The sequence below is a fragment of the Sphingomonas larreae genome, assembly GCF_051400595.1.
Classification (GTDB): Bacteria; Pseudomonadota; Alphaproteobacteria; order Sphingomonadales; family Sphingomonadaceae; genus Sphingomonas.
Genome location: NZ_JBLFFI010000004.1, coordinates 68,413 through 87,204 on the forward strand (window position 1 = coordinate 68,413; position 18,792 = coordinate 87,204).

At 68.9% G+C, this 18,792-nt stretch carries 11 protein-coding genes and 1 pseudogene; 5 read left to right on the plus strand and 7 right to left on the minus strand.

Features of this window, described 5'->3' with window-relative positions:
• The first annotated feature begins 170 nt into the window (after window positions 1–170).
• A complete protein-coding gene (locus ACMGDM_RS14915) occupies window positions 171–1,322 on the plus strand; it encodes a metallophosphoesterase (protein ID WP_436804908.1) in 1,152 nt (383 codons plus the stop codon).
• A 43-nt stretch (window positions 1,323–1,365) separates the two neighbouring features.
• Here the strand turns inward: ACMGDM_RS14915 and ACMGDM_RS14920 are convergent, their stop codons facing one another.
• From ACMGDM_RS14920 to ACMGDM_RS14935, 4 genes and pseudogenes are all read right to left on the minus strand, one after another.
• Window positions 1,366–2,928 (minus strand): MATE family efflux transporter, encoded by a 1,563-nt coding sequence (locus ACMGDM_RS14920; protein ID WP_436805165.1) that lies wholly within the window; start codon window positions 2,926–2,928, stop codon window positions 1,366–1,368.
• 6 nt (window positions 2,929–2,934) lie between these two features.
• Window positions 2,935–4,256 (minus strand): annotated as a pseudogene (locus ACMGDM_RS14925) (cbb3-type cytochrome c oxidase subunit I); the annotation flags it as partial.
• On the minus strand, window positions 4,253–4,588 hold the full coding sequence (locus ACMGDM_RS14930) for a c-type cytochrome (RefSeq protein ID WP_436804909.1): 336 nt from the start codon (window positions 4,586–4,588) through the stop codon (window positions 4,253–4,255). The gene ACMGDM_RS14930 and the pseudogene ACMGDM_RS14925, both read right to left, overlap by 4 nt.
• Window positions 4,589–4,687: 99 nt before the next feature.
• On the minus strand, window positions 4,688–6,601 hold the full coding sequence (locus ACMGDM_RS14935; RefSeq protein WP_436804910.1) for a hybrid sensor histidine kinase/response regulator: 1,914 nt from the start codon (window positions 6,599–6,601) through the stop codon (window positions 4,688–4,690).
• Window positions 6,602–6,849: 248 nt separating this feature from the next.
• Between ACMGDM_RS14935 and ACMGDM_RS14940 the strand changes: the two genes are divergently transcribed.
• The gene (locus ACMGDM_RS14940) at window positions 6,850–7,044 is read left to right on the plus strand and encodes a hypothetical protein (protein ID WP_436804911.1); all 195 of its coding nucleotides are present in this window, start codon (window positions 6,850–6,852) and stop codon (window positions 7,042–7,044) included.
• Window positions 7,041–7,538: a hypothetical protein gene (locus ACMGDM_RS14945; RefSeq protein ID WP_436804912.1), complete on the plus strand. Its 498-nt coding sequence runs from the start codon at window positions 7,041–7,043 to the stop codon at window positions 7,536–7,538. The genes ACMGDM_RS14940 and ACMGDM_RS14945 overlap by 4 nt, the downstream gene beginning before the upstream one ends.
• 202 nt (window positions 7,539–7,740) lie before the next feature.
• Here ACMGDM_RS14945 and ACMGDM_RS14950 read toward each other — a convergent pair whose 3' ends face one another.
• From ACMGDM_RS14950 to ACMGDM_RS14960, 3 genes are read right to left on the minus strand one after another with little or no spacing between them, the layout of a single operon-like run.
• Window positions 7,741–9,648 carry an NPCBM/NEW2 domain-containing protein gene (locus ACMGDM_RS14950; protein WP_436804913.1) on the minus strand — a complete coding sequence of 636 codons (1,908 nt, stop codon included), beginning with the start codon at window positions 9,646–9,648 and terminating at the stop codon, window positions 7,741–7,743.
• 5 nt (window positions 9,649–9,653) lie between these two features.
• The gene (locus tag ACMGDM_RS14955; protein ID WP_436804914.1) at window positions 9,654–10,394 is read right to left on the minus strand and encodes a FadR/GntR family transcriptional regulator; all 741 of its coding nucleotides are present in this window, start codon (window positions 10,392–10,394) and stop codon (window positions 9,654–9,656) included.
• Window positions 10,395–10,434: 40 nt separating this feature from the next.
• Entirely contained in the window at window positions 10,435–11,799 is a 1,365-nt protein-coding gene (locus ACMGDM_RS14960) for a glycoside hydrolase family 27 protein (protein WP_436804915.1), read from the minus strand.
• A 431-nt stretch (window positions 11,800–12,230) separates the two neighbouring features.
• On the opposite strand from ACMGDM_RS14960, the gene ACMGDM_RS14965 reads away from it, so the two are divergent.
• Window positions 12,231–15,113: a TonB-dependent receptor gene (locus ACMGDM_RS14965; RefSeq protein ID WP_436804916.1), complete on the plus strand. Its 2,883-nt coding sequence runs from the start codon at window positions 12,231–12,233 to the stop codon at window positions 15,111–15,113.
• A 525-nt stretch (window positions 15,114–15,638) separates the two neighbouring features.
• Window positions 15,639–18,779, plus strand: a complete 3,141-nt coding sequence (locus ACMGDM_RS14970; protein WP_436804917.1) for a TonB-dependent receptor — start codon at window positions 15,639–15,641, stop codon at window positions 18,777–18,779.
• The last annotated feature ends 13 nt before the right edge of the window (window positions 18,780–18,792 follow it).

The following is an 18,792-nucleotide window of genomic DNA, read 5'->3' on the forward strand; positions in this document are numbered from 1 at the left end:
GCTCGCCACGCTATCTTACCCGACCTTCTTCCGTCATCCCGGGCCTGACTCGGAAACCGTGGCGCCGCGCAGCCTCGGCCGTGGCGCTTGCGGACGAATGGATCCCGGCTCCAGCCCGGGATGACGATCGTTGAAGGCGGTCGAGGAGAAAAACTCGCAATGAACGAGACATGCTCCCACCTTGCCTCGGAAGGAGACCCACGATCTTCCACCTGATCTTCGCGACCCCGTGCCTCTACGTGATCGCGCGCACGCTCTGGCCACTCGCGCTGCCGTTCTGGGCCAAAGGCGGCGTCGCGCTGCTGCTGATCGCGGCGTCGCAGTTCCATTTCTGGAGCCGGCTCTCCTCGGGCTCGGTGTTCGCGCCCGAGTTCCCGCGCGCGATCGTGATCCTGTTCAACTGGGCGTTCGGCGCGATCGTGCTGCTCGCCGCGCTCCAGCTGCTGCTCGATCTCGGTTTGCTCGCCGCGCAGCTGGTGCGGCGCGGCACCGCGCTGCCCGATCCGGCGCGCTATGGTGCGATGGCGCTGGCGGGCGCGCTCGCCGCGATCGGGGTGGCCAACGCGCTGCGCCAGCCGCCGGTGCGCGACGTGACGGTCACGATCGCGGGGCTACCGTCGCGGTTTGACGGCTATCGCCTGCTCCAGCTCAGCGACCTCCATCTCAGCCGGCTGTTCCCGGCGCGCTGGGCCGCGGCGATGGTGGCGCGCGCCAATGCGGCGGGCGCGGACGTCATCGTGGTCACCGGCGACTTCATCGACGGCTCGGTTGCGATGCGCCGCGCCGACGTGGCGCCGCTCGCCACGCTGCACGCGCCCGACGGCGTCTATGCGGTGCCCGGCAACCACGAATATTTCTTCGACTATGACGGGTGGATGCGGCACCTCGCCGGGCTCGGCATCCGGTTGCTGCCCAATGCGCATGCGGTGCTGACCCGCGCGGGCGAGCGGCTCGTGCTCGCGGGCGTGACCGACGCCTCCGCAGCGCACAGCGGCCACCCCGCGCCTGACCTTGCCGCCGCGCTGGCGGGCGCGCCCGCGGGCGCGCCGGTGGTGCTGCTCGACCACCAACCGCGGGGCGCCCGCGCCGCCGCGGCGCGCGGGGTGGCGCTCCAGCTGTCGGGGCATACCCATGGCGGCATGATCGTCGGGCTCGACCGGCTGGTGGCGCGCGGCAATGACGGCTTCGTGTCGCGGCGCTACCAGGTCGGCGCGATGACGCTGTACGTCAGCAACGGCACCGCGCTGTGGCCCGGCTTCGCGCTGCGGCTGGGGCGCCCGTCCGAGCTGACGCGCATCACGTTGCGCGCGGCGGGCGACTGACCCCGCGGGGACGTTGACGGCACCGTTCCGGCACGGCCGCGCCTCACCCCACCGGCATCGTCTTGGCGGTCGGCTCCGCGCCGGCGAGCGCCTTCTCCGTCGCGGCGTGCGGCGTCGCCGGCAGCCCGCCGCGACGCCAGCCGCCGCGCAGGTAGTAGCCGATCATCAGCAGCATCGAGCCGAGCGAGCCCGCCGGGAAGCTCCACCAGATCGCGTCCGCGCCCCAGCGCGGCGACAGGCCCGCGGCCACGCCGAGCCGTAGCGGGAACATCGCCAGCGCCAGGATCACCAGCGGCCCGATCACCGCGCCGTTCGCGCGCACCGCGGCGGAGAGCACCATCGACACGCCGAACAGCACGAAGCTCCACCCCGCGATGAGGTTGATCCGCACCGCAATGTCGACCGCGCCGCCGTCCTGCCCGAGGAACAGCCACAGCAGGTGGCGGTCGAGCACGGTGAGCAGCGCGACCAGCCCGCCGGTCAGCGCCAGGTTGGTGAGGATGCCGGTGCGCGTGATTTGCCCGACGCGGTCCCACCGCCCCGCGCCGATATTCTGCGCCGCCATTGCGCTGACCGCCGCGCCCACCGCCATCGCGGGCATCTGGACATAGGTCCACAGCTGGTTGGCGGCGCCATAGGCCGCGGTGGTGGCGGTGCCGTGGCGGTTGACCAGCCCGATCATCGCCAGCGCCGAGGTGGACACCACCAGCATCTGCAACCCCATCGGGATGCCCTTGGCGACGATCGTGCGCAGCAGCGCCGGATCGGGCAGCACATAGCCCCATTCGCGCCCGCGTAACCGCACCGGCAGGTCGCGGCGGTAGACATAAGCGAGCAGCGCGAGCAGCGACACGGTGTTGGCCAGCAAGGTGGCCAGCGCGGACCCCTCGATCCCGAACGCGGGCAGCGGCCCCCAGCCGCGGATCAGCAGCGGATTGAGCGCAACGTCGATCGCCGAGCCCAGCGCCATGAACTTGAGCGGGGTGATCGAGTCGCCGGTGCCGCGCAGCGCCATCGTCAGCAGCACCGACAGGAAGCCGGGCGGCATCGCGACGAAGATCACGCGGAGATAGGCGAGCGCGAGCGGGTAGACCTCCGCCGGCGTGGCGAGCGCACGCAGGATCGCGGGCGCGGCGAACCAGCCGATCAGCAACGTCATCACCGAGACGATCGCAAACAGCGCGAGCGAGGTGCCGAGCACGCGGCGCACCGCGTCCAGGTCGCGCCGCCCCATGTTCTGGCCGATCAGGATCGTCGCCGCCATGCCGAAGCCGAACACCGCGGCGATCAGCAGGAACATGATGATGTTGGCGTTAGTGGTCGCGGCCAGCCCGCGCTCGCCGAGGAATTGCCCGATCCAGATCGCGTTGATCGAGCCGTTGAGCGACTGGAGCACGCTCGACCCCAGCGTCGGCAGCGCGAACAGCAGCAGCGTGCGGCCGATCGGGCCGGCGGTGAGGTCCTGCTGCGGTGGTCGCGCCATGGCCGTGCTCCTCCCCTTCGCGGCCCGGCTGTAGAGCCTTTCGGCGCGGCGCGGAAGCGCGGCGGTGCCGGCGGGATAGGTGTAGACCCGCCGCGGCATACCCATCAGCCCGAGCAGGTGCATGGGCGCGAAGCCGAGGTTGAATCCGCCGACGATCAGCACGAAGGCGACCCGCCCCCAGCGCTCCGACATCAGCCGCCCGGTCGCCTTCGGATACCAATAGCAGAAGGCGCCGAAGAGCGGGAACATCGCCCCGCCGACCAGCACGTAGTGGAAATGCGCGACGACGAAATAGCTGTCGGTCAGCTGCAGATCGAGCGCGGCCGAGGCGGTCATCACGCCCGAGAGGCCGCCGAGCACGAAGGTGGCGACGAAGCCGAGCACCCACAGCATCGGCGTCGCCAGCCACAGCCGTCCGGTGGCCATCGTCGCCACCCAGCAGAAGATCTGCAACCCCGCCGGCACCGCGATCGCCATGCTGGCCGCGGTGTAGAAGTCGTTGCCGAGCCGCGGCAGCCCGACCGCGAACATGTGATGCACCCACAGGCCGAAGGCGAGGCAGCCGATCGCGAGGATCGCGAGCACCAGCACATGATGCCCGAACAGCCGCCGCCGCGCGAAGGTCTCGACGATCGGCGAGACGAAGCCGGTCGCGGGGATGAAGATGATGTACACCTCCGGATGGCCGAAGAACCGGAACAGGTGCTGGAACAGCAACACGTCCCCGTGCGCGGCCGGCGCGAAGAAATGCGTCGAGACGAGCCGGTCCGCGATCAGCATGCTCGTCACCAGCATGATCGCGGGCATCGACAGGATCGTCATCAGCGACGCCACCAGCATCGCCCAGAGGAACACCGGCATCCGCGCCAGCGTCATGCCCGGCGGCCGCATCTTGAGGATGGTGGCAGCGACATTGACCGAGGCGCACAGCGCCGCCACTTCGGTGAAGGTGATCATCTGCGCCCAGATGTCGGCGCGGTGTCCGGGCGCGTAGCTCGGCCCTGACAGCGGCGGATATTCGAACCAGCCGAGGTCGGGCGTGACGTCGAGCGCGTGCGCCACCCACAAGGTCAGCACACCGCCGAGGTACAGCCATAGCTGAACGCGCCGAGCCGCGGAAACGCCATGTTGCGCTGCCCCAGCATCAGCGGCACCAGCCACAGCGCCATCGCCGCCATCGCCGGCACCGACACCAGGAACAGCATGGTCGAGCCGTGCAGCGAGAAGCTTTCGTTGTAGAGTTGCGGCCCCATGCGCGTGTTCTCTGCCCAGGACAGCTGCCAGCGCATGTCGAGTGCGAGCATCCCGGCGAGAAACAGCAGCAGCAGCGCGGTCACGACGTAGCGTGCGGCGATGCGCTTGTGGTCGACCGTGGTGACGAAACCCCACCAACCCGGCGGTTCGCGCCAGGTCAGCGCGAGCCGGTCGCGGCGGTCGAGGTCGGGGGTCATCGCAGCCTCGCCAGATAGGCCGCCACCGCATCGGCGTCGGCGGGGGTGAGCGGGATCTGCGGCATCGACGTGCCGGGCTTCACCGCGTGCGGCTGTTCGATCCAGCCCTCGAGGTTGCCGCGCGTCATCGCCAGCGTCCCCGCGGCAAGCGAGCGGCGTGCCGCGACATGGGTAAGGTCGGGTCCTGCGCGGCCCGCCGCACCCGCGCCGCGGATCGCGTGGCAGGCGGCGCAGCTTTGGAACACCGTGGCGCCGCGCCCCTCCGCTGGCGTCGCGGGCGCCGCCTGCGCGGCCAGCCAGGCGCGGAAGTCGGCAGGCGATTCCACCTTCACGTCAAACGCCATGTGCGCATGCTGCGTGCCGCAGAATTCAGCGCACTGGCCGCGATACCAGCCGCGGCGGGGGACCGGCTCAGCCGCAGAGCCAGTCCGTCACGCCAATATCGCCAGCAAGCCCTCCACCGAATAGGGTTTGCGCAACAGCGCGAAGTCGTGATCCTGCTCGGCGGCGAGCACATGGCTGTAGCCGGTGGTCAGCACCACCGGCAGCGCCGGCCAGCGATCGCGGATCGAGCGCGCCAGATCGAGCCCGTTGATCCCGGGCATGATCACATCGGTGAAGACGAGATCGATCTTGTCGTGTGCACGCGCGAGCAGCTCCAGCGCCGCCTCGCCGTGCGGCACCCAGGTGACGATCTGGCCGAGCTCCTCCAGCAGCCCGCGCGCAAACTGCCCCACCGCCTCATTGTCCTCGACCAGCAGCACGCGCTTGGTCGCCACCGCGCCCAGTCGCCGCCGCGGCGCCGCCGGCCGCGGTACGCCGTCGCGCGCGAGCGGCAGATAGAGCGTGAACGCCGTGCCGATGCCGAGCACGCTATCAACCGCGATCTCGCCGCCCGACTGTTTGGCAAAGCCGTGCACCTGGCTGAGCCCCAGCCCGGTGCCCTGGTTGAGCGGCTTGGTGGTGAAGAACGGTTCGAAGATCTTCTCCAGCGTATCGGGCGCGATGCCGCTGCCGGTATCCGCCACGCGCAGCGCCACGAAGCGCCCGTCCGCGCCGCCATGCCCGCGCACCGGCGGCAGCGAGTCGACGATCGCGGGGGTAAGCGACAGCCGCCCGCCCGCGGGCATCGCATCGCGCGCGTTGATGACGAGGTTGAGCACCGCGGTCTCGAACTGGTTGCGGTCGGCGTTGACGAGCGCGCCCGCGACCGCGGTGCTGCTGAGCGCTACCGTCGCGCCGACGCTGGTCTGGATCAGCGGCTGCATCGCGGCGATCCGCTCGCTCACGTCAAACAGCTCGGGCTTGAGCGGCTGGCGCCGCGAAAAGGCGAGCAGCTGCGAGGTGAGCGCCGCGGCGCGCTCGGCGGTCTGCGCGATCGCCTCGACATAGCGGTCGCGCTTCTCCGGCGTCAGCGTCGGCAGCCGCAGCAGATCGGCGGACGAGCGGATGATCGTCAGCAGATTGTTGAAGTCATGCGCGACTCCGCCGGTCAGCCGTCCGACGGCCTCCATCTTCTGCGCCTGCGCCACCGCCTCGCGCGCGCGCTCCACCTCCTGCTGCGCCTGCCAGCGCTCGGTCAGATCGCGGGTGATCTTGGCGAAGCCGATCAGCGTGCCGTCCTCATCGTGGATCGGATGGATCAGCACGCCGGCGCGGAAGCGTTCGCCGCTCTTGCGGACGCGCCACGCCTCCACCTCATATTTGCCGTCTTCGATCGCCACGCGCAGCGCGCGTGCTGGCTCGCCGCTCTGGCGCTCCTCCTCGGTGTAGAAGGCGGAGAAATGCCGGCCGATGATCTCCTCGGCGGCATAGCCCTTGATCGCCTGCGCGCCGCGATTCCAGTTGGTCACATGCCCGTGCGGGTCGAGCATGTAGATCGCATAGTCGCGCACGCCCTGGATCAGCAGGCGGAAGCGCTGCTCGCTCTCCAGCAGCGCGCGCTCGGCGGCACGGCGGTCGGTGATGTCGCGCGTCACCTTGGCAAAGCCGATCAGCGTGCCCGCTTCGTCGAGCACCGGGTCGATCACCACGCTGGTCCAGAAGCGCGTGCCGTCCTTGCGCACGCGCCAGCCCTCGGCCTCGAACGTCCCCTGCGCCGCCGCGATGGCGAGCGCGCGCTCGGGCAGCCCGGCGGCGCGGTCCTCTGCGGTGTAGAAGCGCGAGAAATGCTGGCCGATGATCTCGTCGGCGGCATAGCCCTTGAACCGCTCCGCGCCCGCGTTCCATGTCGCGACATGGCCGTCGCGGTCGAGCAGGTAAATCGCATAATCGCGGATCGAGTTGACCAGCCGCTCGAACCGCCGCGATCCGCTCAACTCGTCCGGAATCTGCCAGTCGCTCACGTCGCTTTCTCTCGTTCGGCAGCCAGTCGCCGCGGCGGGTCAGCGCCGCGCGGCGGGTCGCTGGCGGCACCGGCGTAACTCTCGTACAGGCATCGTCGGCGCGTCAATCATGCTGTCATAGTGCTGCATCAAGCAAGCGCGGCTCTGGATCAAGCCAGCATGCCGGCGCGTAACCGCCGCGTCGGGCCGGACGGACCGCATCGCCGGTCCGCTCGTTGGAACGACACGGGCATAGCGGAGGCGGGCGGATGGACTATCGCAAACTCGGCAGCACCGGGCCGGGCATCTCGCCGCTCCGGTTGCGCTGCCTGGCCTTTTGCGTGCGCGATCGCGGCAATCCCGCCTGGACGCACGACGCGGCAGCGAGCCGCCCGACTGAGCGCCGGGCGGTGCTCGCACCAACGCTTTACCCGCGTGCGGGGGTAACCGGAGCGCGCGCGTGACTCCGCTGCTGCTCCTCGCCGCTGCCGCCGCGCCGGCACCCGGCACCGTCGCGGTGGTGCTGCGCGACGGCGCCTCGTTGCCCGCTGCGGCACGCTACGTCGAGGCGGCGGAGGCGGCACTGGCACGGGCCGACTTCACCCCGCTCCCCGATACCGGCCACAGCCGCTACGTCGCCGAGCTGGAGGTGCGCACGAGCGAGAACGGCGTGGTCGCGTCACGCGGTGCGGAGGCGGCACCGCCGACCTATCGCGGTGGCGGCTTCTCGGTCGGCCTGCCCTCGCGCAAGCAGCAGCTGCGCGCGCTGGTGGTGACCAGGTTGCGCGTGACGCTGATGCTGCGCGCCGGCTCGAATGCGGTCTGGACCGGCGAGGCGAGCACCGCGCGCCCGGCGGGCACCGCAACCGGCACGCCAGAGGCGGTCGCCACCGCCTTGTGCGACGCGCTGCTGCGGTGGTTCCCGCACCCGCTCGAAGGTCCGCTGTCGGTGCCGTAACCGCCGCGCCAAGTCCTCTCCGGACGGATCACGCTACGACACGCCTCGTCATCCCGGACGTGGAGCCGGGATCCATCTCACCGCGCACGCCCAAAGCGTTGTTTCGCGAGTAGTGGATCCCGGAACACGTCCGGGATGACGGAAGGTCATCAGCGTCCCGGGTGTTCCGCGGAGCAGGCCAAGGAGAGAGGGCCTGGTACGCTCAGCGGTGGAACGCCGCGTCGCCCCAGGACACCGGCAGCTGCTCGGCGATACCGCCCTTGGCGCGCACCACCAGCTCGACGATCTTGGCACCGCGCACGTCGGCGCTCAGCGGCTGTGGCACCGCCCCGCGCCGCAGCGCGCGGCTCGCGGCGAGCAGGCGCCCGTCGCCGTAGATCTCGAACCGCGCCGCGGTGTCGCCGTCCGTCGCCGAATCGTCCACGCCCACCGTCGCGGTCAGCCGCGTGTAATCATGGTTGCGCACTTCCAGCCGTGAGTTGGCGAGTACCCCCAGCCCCTGTGCGAAGCGCGTGCCGGCGAGCTGGAGCTCGCGGCCGTATGGCGTCGCGTCGGGCTGCGCACCGCCCCAGCCGGCATAGATCGGGCGCGGCCCGGTGCCGCGCGTGCCGCCGCCCCAGGGTGCCAGCGCTCGGTGGATGGTCGGGTCGGGCTGCGGCGCGGTGACGCCGTCCACCGCCGGGTTCACGTCCCCCGGCGTCTCGGAGAGATACACACCGTCTGCCAGCGCGCGCGTCCCCGCAGCGCGAAACACCAGGGTCTCGCGCGGCTGCACGCTGAGCTTGTCCTCACCGGTGAAGCTGCTGGTGCGCCCGCTCCACAGATCGGTCAGCCGCACCGGCGCGTCGGCGCGGAAGCGCAGGTGCTGCGCGGTGAGCTGCGCGTCGATCGGGCGCGACGAGCGGTTGAAGATCGCCACGCCCTTCTCGCCGCTCGCCAGCGTCTTGACGAAGATCTGCAGGTCATCGGTATCGAACACCGGCACTGCCTGGTTACCAGCAGGGTCCTGGTTGAGCGCGATCAGCCCGGCGTTGCCGAAGATCGCCATCAGCGCCGGCGGGGTCTTGCGCAGGTCGCTGCCGATCAGCAGCGGCGCGTTGATCATCGCCCAGAGCGCGAAATGCGAGCGCGCCTCGGTGAGATGGTTGGCGTCGAAATCGCCCTTGCCGACGAACAGCATGTCGGGGTCGTTCCACGAACCGGGATGCGCGTAGAGCGCACGCCGCGCGGCGCTGTCGAAATTGGTCAGCATCCGCCCCCAGTCGGGAGTGATATCGTCGCTGGTGCGCGAGACGTTGCCGACGTCCTTGCCCCAGGCGCGGACGTTGGCCGAGCCCCAGATGCACAGCGACAGCAGATAGTCGCCATCGGGATTGTGGCGCTTGAGCGCGTCCTTCACCTCGCCGAACAGCGCGCGCACGCGCGGGATGTCGGCGCGGCTGACCGTCTCCAGATCGAGGATGGGGGCGAGCGCGCGGAACTTGCCCGAGCGCACCGGCGCGCTGTCGGGGCCGTAGGCGCGCAACCCGCAGCCGTCGATCTTGATATAGTCGAATCCCCATTCGCCGAAGTACAGCGCGATATCGCGGTCGATATGGCCATACAGCCCGACCTCGCGCTCGGCGACGCTGCCGCGCGGCAGGTTCACCTCGTTGGGGCCATAGGCCTGCGCGCAGGTGTTGCGGCCGAGGTCGGTGTAGATACCGGTCCGCAGCCCCATCGCGTGGAGCCGATCGGTGAACGGTTTGAACGAGGTGGCGCCGTCGGCGGTGCGTGCCGACGGGAATTTGTCCGCGCGCACCAGCATGCGCCCGTCGGCGCGGCGGTGATCCCACCAGCCCTCGTCGAGATTGACGTAGCGATAACCCTTGGCCGCCAGTCCCGAATCGACCATCAGCCGGGCCGAGGCGAGCACCTTCTCCTCGTCGACGTCGGTGAAGAAGGCGTTCCACGAATTCCAGCCCATCGGCGGGGTCGCGGCGCGGCCGTCAGTGTTGGCGGACCAGCGCGCGGTCGGCGCCAGCGGGTCGCGCGGCTGCGCCGCCGCGTGGGTCGCCAGCACGGCGGCGAGCGGCAGCGCAGCGGCGAGGAGCGCCTGTCGTATCTTCATGATCGTCATTCCACTCCGTCGTTGAGCGCGGCGCGCGTGTCCGCCAGCGCGAGATCGACCAAGGCGCGCATCGCCGCCGACGCCGCTGCGGCGTCGCCCTCCGCGATCGCATCATAGACCGCGGCGTGTTCGGGGATCGGGTCGCGCGGCAGCGCGCGGTCGCGCTGCTTGAGCTGCGTGGTCCAGGCCACCGCCGCCGTGATCCCGGCGGAGAGCGTCACCAGCGCATCGTTGCGCGAGGCGGTGAGGATCGCGCCATGGAAGTCGCGGTCGGCGGTCAGCCCCGCCTCGGTCGACAGCGTATGCCGCCGCATCCGCGAGAGCGCGTCCTTGAGCGCCTTGAGATCGTCGCGATCGCGCCGCGCGGCGGCGAAGGCGGCCGCGGCGGGCTCGACCACGCCGCGCAGCTCGAACAGGCTGCGCAGCAGCGCCATGTCGGGCTTGTCCGCGAAGGCCCAGGCGAGCACGTCGGGATCCAGCATGTTCCAGCGGCGCCGCGGCAGCACGCGCGTGCCGGTCTTGGGACGGCTCTCCACCAGTCCCTTGGCGATCAGCCCCTGCACCGCCTCACGGTACGCGCCGCGCGACACGCCGTTGGTCTCGGCGAAGACGAGCTCGCCCGGCAGCACGTCGCCCGGCGCATATTCGCCCGCGAGGATGGCGCGGCCGAGCATGTTGCCGATCGCGCCGCGCCAGCGCCGCCCGGTCGACTGGAGCGCCGTATCCCCGTCCTGCTGGTCCGCCATCGCCCTCCCCCTCTCCTCCCTCTATCCGCCGAACCCCCGCTCAGGACAAACGAAACAGCGCGGCACCGTGCGGCGGCAGCGTCTGGGTCACGCGCCCGCGCGCGCTGCCGAGCGACCGTCCCGCCCACAGGTCGCGCACCTGCACCGTGCCGTTCTTGCCCAGCGCGGCCAGCGGCACGCCCACCGCCTTGGGCTTGTCGGTGGTGTTGAACAGCGCGAGGTAGCGATCGTCGCTGCCCTCAGGACGCGCCGACCAGACGCGTGTGCCATCGGCGAGGAAATGCGCCCGGTTGTCGGTGCTGGCCTGGTTCACCGAGAGCACCTCGCGGTTGGTCAGCAGCGCCAGCGTCGGCGCGTCGAGATGGCGCAGGTCGCCGCCCATGATCAGCGGCGAGCGCGCGATCGACCACAGGGTCATCAGCGTGCGCTGCTCGTCCGGGGTGAATTTGGTGTCGCGCTTGCCCAGCGCGAGCCGGCCGAGCGGCAGCATGTCGGCGTCGGGCCAGGCGCCGGGGCGGCGCCACTGGATCCAGTTCTCCAGCCGGGTGAACTGCGCCTCCAGCATCGCCCACTCGTCCCAGAAATCGTCGCTGATCCGCCACATCTGCGCATAGTCGCGGACGTGCGCGCCGCGGGCCACCGGGGTCTCGCCGGGCGAGAGGCTGAGGATGATCGGGCGCCCGCACTTCGCGATCGCGCGATGCGCCGCCTCGATCTCGGGGGCATGCGCGTCATAGGGGCGGCTCATGTCGTCCATCTTGACGAAGTCCACGCCCCATGAGGCGTACAGCGCGAAGATGCTGTCGTAATAGGCCTGCGCGCCGGGCCTCGTCATGTCGACGCCGTACATGTCCGGATTCCACGGGCAGATGCTGTCCGTATCGGCGACGTCCGCGGCCCGCAGCGACGTACCGAGCACGGGCAGGTTGCGCTTCACCGCCTCGCGCGGGATCCCGCGCATGACGTGGATCCCGAACTTCATCCCCATGGCGTGCACCGCGGCGGCGAGCCGGGTAAAGCCCGATCCGTCCGCGCTGGAGGGGAAGCGGTTGGGCGCGGGGATGACGCGCCCGTGCGCGTCGAGCGTCGGCGTGGCGACCTGATTGTATTCGTAGCTCGTCGCGTTGGGCTCGTACCATTGGATGTCGACGGTGAAGACGTCATAGCCGAACGGCAGCAGCTTCTCGCGCATGATCGCGGCGGTCTCGCGCGCCTGCGCCTCGTTGATCGTGGTGGCGAAGCTGTTCCAGCTGTTCCACCCCATCGGCGGCCGCGGCGCGAGCAGGCGCGCCGAACGCGCCGTCGTACCGGGCTGCGCGCCGGCGCGCGGCGCCAGCGCCGCGGTCGCGGCACTCCCGAGACCAGCGGCCAGCATGCCGCGCCGACTGAGACGTCCGTCGTCCATCACCCTCTCCTCCCGTCGCCCGGGCGCTTGTCGCCGCCCTTGTTGGGACAGACGTACCATTACTCAAACAATTGTCGAGAGCGAATGGACGGGCGTCGATCCGGTCGTGCAACCATCCGGTGTGGAATGATGCGTTTCCCTTTCACGGTATGTGGCGAGCGCAGCGAAACGAAACGGTGTCTTTCCGGTCGACTCCTTCTTCTTCACTGCCTCGTGTCAGAAGCCGTGAGGATCAGATGCGTGCCGACGCGACGAAATCAGGGAGCGGCGTCAAGCCGATGGTGGCGCGTCACGACCTAGGCGATTGCCGGCACGGCATTGTAAGAAATCACCGCACCCACCCAGACACACGCTGGCTTGACAGCCGACTACTCCTACAAGATGATCAATCTGCGCAGGGCGTCAGAATACCTGCACTTAGGGAGGATGTTATGAGAGCTCGTCTGCTCGCGAGCGCGGCTGCGTTCGCCTGTTTCGCGGCGCCTGCACTGGCGCAATCGTCAAACGCCAACTCGGTCGCGCCCACCGGCACCCCGCAGGCCGACACCCCCGCCGAACCGCGGGCGCCGTCCGAGACCGCGCCGGAGAGCGCGGGCGATGACATCGTCGTCACCGGCATCCGCAGCAGCCTGCGCTCGTCGCTCGCCACCAAGCGCAACGCGGAAAACATCGTCGACTCGATCACCGCCGAAGACACCGGCAAGTTCCCGGACACCAACATCGCCGACTCGCTCCAGCGCATCACCGGCGTGGCGATCGACCGCTCGGGCGGCGAAGGTCAGTTCATCACGGTCCGCGGGCTCGGGCCGGAGTTCAACACCGTGCTGGTGAACGGTCGCATCATGGCGACCGACAATCCCGGACGCGAATTCTCGTTCGACGTGCTGTCCTCGAACCTGATCCAGCGCGTCGACGTCTACAAGACCTCGCTGCCGCAGCTGCAGGAGGGCGGCATCGGCGCTACCGTCAACGTCATCACCGCGCGCCCGCTTGACGGCAAGGCGGGCTTCCACGCCACGCTCGCGGGTGGCGGCATCTATGACTCGCTCGCCAAGAAGGTCAGCCCCGACGTTTCGGGCATCGTCTCCTGGACCAACCCCGACAAGACGTTCGGCGCCTTGCTCTCGGCCTCCTACACCAACCGCAAGAGCCAGCTCGACTCGGCGCGGATCGGCGGCTGGATCCTCGGCTCGCAGGGGCTGATCAACGGCACCGCCAGCTCCACCGGGCTCACCACCGCCGCGCTGAGCGACAGCGCCAGCAACATCCACACCCCGCGCGAGTTCAACTTCGACCGCGAGGAGGACACGCGCGAGCGGATCAACGTGGCCGGCTCGATCCAGGGCCAGCTCAGCGACCGGCTGCTGCTGACCGTCGACGGCATCTACTCGCGCTTCAACGTCTCGCAATATACGCGTCGCTACGGCGACTTCTTCACCGAGCGCTTCCTCGGCGTCGAGACCGATGCGAACAACACCGTGATCGGGTTCAACCGCCCCGGCTCGGACTTCCTCGCCGCCAATCCCGGGCTGCTCCAGCCGATCCCCGGGATCAGCGACACGCGCGTGACCAAGCAGCAGAACGACAATATCGTCTGGACCAGCCAGCGCGAGACCGCGAGCTACCAGATCGGCGCCAATCTCGCCTGGGACGTGTCCGACCAGTTGCGCCTCAAGTTCGACGCCTCCACCACCAAGGCGACACAGCGCAACCCGTACAAGTTCGTTGTCGTCGGCTCGCTGGCGCAGACCGCGGTGCGGTTCGATCTCAACCCGCAGAACGATCTGCCCGGGCTCACCAACCTCGGCCCGATCACCGACGCTAGCCTGTTGCGCGCGCATTTCGCGCAGAACGACCTCACCCGCGTGCGCGACAAGGGCAATGAATTTCATTTCGACGGCGAGTGGAAGGCGGACCGCGGCATCCTCCAGTCGCTGATGTTCGGCGCCTCGTACAACGAGCGTCGCAAGGTCCGCACCCGCGCTGACAATTCGGACACGGTGTGCACCTATTGCGGCTACGACATCCCGATCCCGTCCAACCTCGTCCAGCCCTATTCGCTCGGCACCTTCCTGCCGGGCGCGTCGGGCAGCGACGCGCTGCCGAAGGACTTCTTCACCTTCAACCAGGAAGACATCTTCGCCTTCCTGTCCGATCCCGCCAATCTGGTGCGCGCGCGCCAGGGCCGCACCGCGGCGGAGCAGGCCGTGGAGGCGGCGCGCGTCCAGGCGCTGGCGGGCGGACCGTACGGCCGGCGGGACCGCCCCAACGCGCGGCTCGATGTCGAGGAGAAGGTGGTCGCCGCCTATCTCAACGCCAACTTCAGGGGCGCTGACTGGTCGGGCAATATCGGCGGGCGCTTCGTCAGCACGCGACTGCAGTCGAGCGGCTTCGGGCAGCAGATCGTACGCATCTTCGTCAATCCGGGCGACGACAACCTCAACTTCGTCTACACCGATCCGCAGGCGATCGAGGTTCGCAACAGCTACACCGACTTCCTGCCTTCCGCGAACATCAAGTACGAGATCACCCCGCGCGTCTTCGCGCGCGCGGCGGCGTCCAAGACGGTGACGCGCCCGACGCTGACCTCGCTGGGCGTCGACAACAGCTATGGCGGGCGGCTCACCAATGCGACGTCGAGCGGCGGCAACCCCCAGCTGCGCCCGTTCAAATCGACCAATTATGACGTGTCGCTCGAATATTATATCACCGACGTCAGCTATCTGAGCGTTTCGGGCTTCTACAAGACCTTCTCCGATTTCCTCGAGAGCCAGACGCTGCCGGTGACGATCGCGGGCTTTGACTTCCTCGACACGCGCACGCGCAACGGCCAGAGCGGCTCTATCGCGGGCGTCGAGATCGGCGGCCAATATACGTTCGACCGGCTGCTGCCGGGGGCGCTCGGCGGGTTCGGCGTGGCGGGCAATTACACCTATGTCTCCAGCAACGTCGAGCGCAGCGAGAGCAACGGCAGCAATGCCAACAACTGCGGCTACAACGGGCTGTCGCCGCATTCCGCCAACGGCAGCCTGTTCTACGAGAAATACGGGCTTCAGGCGCGTGCCTCGTACAATTGGCGTTCGTCTTTCCTGCGCCAGTGCTTCGGCGCCGCGTCCCGCCCCGAGAACCGCGCCGCCTACGGCCAGCTCGACATGAGCGTGTCCTACGATGTCACCCCGGTGTTCCAGGTCTACGCGCAGGGCGTGAACCTCACCAACCAATATGTGCACGATTATTCGGTCATCGAGGACCGTCTGCTGATGCTGCAGAACACGGGCTCGCGCTACCTCTTCGGGGTGCGCGCGCGCTTCTGAACGACGCCTCCGCTTACGCTGCCGCGCCCGCTCCGACCTATCGGGCGGGCGCTTCGCGTTTCGCCTCGTCTGACGCGGCGACGGCTCGCGCCTGCCTTCACCGCGTTCGTGGAGTTTCATCCACCTCGTCTGAACCGCCAGCGTGCTCCGGCGAACGCCGGAGCCCAGAGCCAATCACGTTTCCGCCTGTGGCTCTGGGCTCCCGCCTGCGCGGGAGAACGGCTCGGCTTGGATACATCAGTCTCCCGCAGTGAGCGGGTCACGCGGGCGGCGCGGCACGCGGGCACCTTCGGCACCCGCACGCATGATGGCAGCGTGACGAGCAGGCCACACCAATGAGTGAGAGCGCTAACGCGACGTTTTTGGCCAGACAGAACGAATTGACAAGTCAGTCCAATTGAGGAAGGTAGCGCTACCAGCATACGCGCGGGATGGTCCGCGGGGTGCTCACGTGATGACGAACGCGATGGTGTCCGCATGCCGCGACGACGGCAGCGCACGCAGGAGAGGAACGAGAGAATGACGATGAGCCGTCCGGTCCGCGCCAGTCGCGCGCTGCTGCTGAGCGCCACCATCCTCGGCGCGGCGGTGCCTGCGGTCGCCTCCGCGCAGGCAGTGCCGCCCACGGCAACCGAGCAGCCTGCTGACGGTCAGGACAATGGGCCTGCCGCCCCGCCGGTGCCGCAGACTGACGCTACCCAGGGCACGCCGGGCGAGGACATCGTCGTCACCGGCTATCGCTCGGCGCTGGCCAAGTCGACCGACGCCAAGCGCGCCTCGACCGGATTCACCGACTCGATCTTCGCCGAGGACATCGGCAAGTTCCCTGACACCAACATCGCCGAGTCGTTCAACCGCATCCCCGGCATCACCATCACCCGCGACGTCACCGGCGAGGGCACGAACGTCGCGATCCGTGGCCTCGGTTCGAACTTCACCAACGTCACGCTGAACGGCGCGACGATCGCGGTCGCCTCCTCGGGCGCGACCGACGCGCAGGGCACCGACCGCTCGGTCGACCTCAGCTTCTTCCCGACCGACCTGTTCACCAAGCTGACCGTCAACAAGAGCTACACCGCCGACCTGCTCGAGGGCGGCGCGGCCGGCAACATCGACCTGCGCTCGGCGCGCCCGTTCGATCGCCAGAACTCGTTCCTCGCGTACAACATCCAGGGCACGAAACAGTCGCCCGAGGATCGCATCGGCGCGCGCGGCTCGCTGATCGGCAGCTGGCGCAACGACACGATCGGCATTCTCGCCGGCGTGTCGGCGCAGCGCCTGTTCACCGACACGCGTGGCTTCGAGACGATCGGCTACACCAATCCCGCGCTCACCGCGGCACAGTGCGGCGCGACCTCGGGCTGCAACAGCACGGGCGGCGGCAACTGGACGATTCCAGCGGTGGTGCCGGTCGGCGCCGGCGCGGGCCTGGTCGCGGGCACGACGATCAACAGCGCGTTCCTGCTCGCCAACAATCCCGGCGCGACGATCCAGCAGATCGACAACGGGCTGCTGCCGCGGCTCGGCCGCTCCACCAGCATCCGCGGGCCGCGCGACCGCATCAACGCGATCGTCAGTGCCGAGTGGCAGCCCAGCGACACGCTGCATTTCTACATCGATGGCCTGTACGGCTATAAGAAGAACGACCTGATCCGCGAGAACATGGCGTGGATCGTGCGCAACGGCGCGGCGATCCCGACCAACCTCACCTTCGACAAGCCGGATTGCAGCGCGGGCTGTACCGTAACCGGGGGCACCTTCGCCAACGTCCAGTTCTTCAACGAATTCCGGCCGTATATCGAGACCACCAAGCTGTTCAGCGTCAACCCGGGCGGCGAATGGGAGATTTCGGAGAGCCTCAAGCTGACGTTGCAGGGCAATTACGCGCGCTCGACCTTCCATCGCGAGAACCCGACCGTCGGCATGACCACGCCGCTCGGCGTGGGCAACACCGTCACTTATTCGAACGACGGCGGCATCCCGCAGATCACCAGCGCGCTCGACCTCAACGATCCCAACAACTTCGGCTGGAATGCCGGCAGCCGCGTCAACCTGAACGACGAGCGCCGTGTCAACGAGAACAAGGGCTTCCGCGGCGATCTGACGTGGGGCGACAAGTCGCTCAACCTCAAGGTGGGCGGCGCCTATGACGACGTGTCGCGCCGCATCCGCGGCTTCGACAACAGCCAGGCGTGGCAGAATGCGGTCTGCGGCAACAATCCCAGCGTGTTCCTGCAGTCGCCCAACAGCCAGCCGCCGTGCGAGGGGCTCAACGCGCCCGGCGCCGCGCCCGCGGGCTACCCGACCTATCCGGGGCTCGGGACCGGGGCGAGCGCGGGGGTCGCGGGGCCGCTGACCTATGGCGGATCGCTGGTGCCCAACAGCGCCGCGCCGACCTATCTGCGCCCCGGTCCGGCGGGCTTCGTCACGGTCGACTTCCCTGCCTTCGCCTCCGCGACCAACTATGATCAGTTCCACGACAATTCGCCGGAGAGCGGCGGCTCGACCACGGGCGCCAGCGGCGGCCTGATCCGCGAGGTGGTGAAGTCGGCCTTCGCCACCGTCAACGGCGCGCAGGAAATCGGCGACAACATGCTGCGCTTCAACGTGGGCGTGCGCTACGTCAACACGATCCAGACGATCGAGGGACGCGTCTCGGTCCCCGATCCGCGCAACACCACCGCCACCGGCGCGCCGCTGCCGGACGGCAGCCGTTACACGAACCTCGTCAACATCGTCTCGACCCGCAACGTCTATTCGAAGTGGCTGCCGGCGGCGACCTTCGCCTATGACGTCGGCGAAAATGCGGTGGTCCGCGTCGCGGGTTCGCGCACGATGACGCGTCCCGACCCCTCGGCGCAGCTGCCGGGCGTGAACTTCGGCGCGCCGTCGGCGGATCAGGCCTCGATCGGCAACCCCGCGCTCGAGCCCTATCTGTCGACCAACCTCGACCTCGGCTTCGAGTATTACACCGGCCGCGAGGGCGTCGTCAGCTTCAACGCGTTCCGCAAGTCGATCGAGGGCTTCACCACCACCGCGATCAACACGGTGCCGTTCTCGAACCTGGCGCAATATGGCATCACCTATGACACGCTGAACCCGACGCAGCAGATCGCGATCAACTCGCGCGGCGGGCCGGGCGCGGCGCAGGTGCAGGTCACCTCGCAGGTCAACGTGCCCAACAAGCTGACGATCAACGGGCTCGAGTTCCAGTGGGTGCAGCCGCTCGACTTCCTCACCCGGATGATCGGCGTGACCGGCTTCGGCTTCAACGCCAATGCCACGATCGTCGACCAGCGCAGCGACGGCCCGGCGACCGCGTTCGGCGTTGCGCCGTTCACCTACAACATCACCGGATTCTACGAGAAGAACGGCGTGATGCTGCGCGTCGCGACCACGTCGCGGCAGGGCTCGCAGAACAGCGGGCTGGCGCAGAACGGCATTCCCGCCGCGGGGCTGTTCGGCACCGACTATACGACCTACGACTTCTCGTCGTCGTTCGACCTGGACAAGATCTTCGGCATCCGGAACGCGCCGCAGCTCACGTTCAACATCGCCAACTTCACCGACGCGACGCTGCGCTCCTACTTCCAGTTCAAGGACGCGACCTTCACGTCGTACAAGCCCGGCCGTCAGTTCCTCGTCGGCCTGCGCGGTACGTTCTAAACTTCCCGATCCT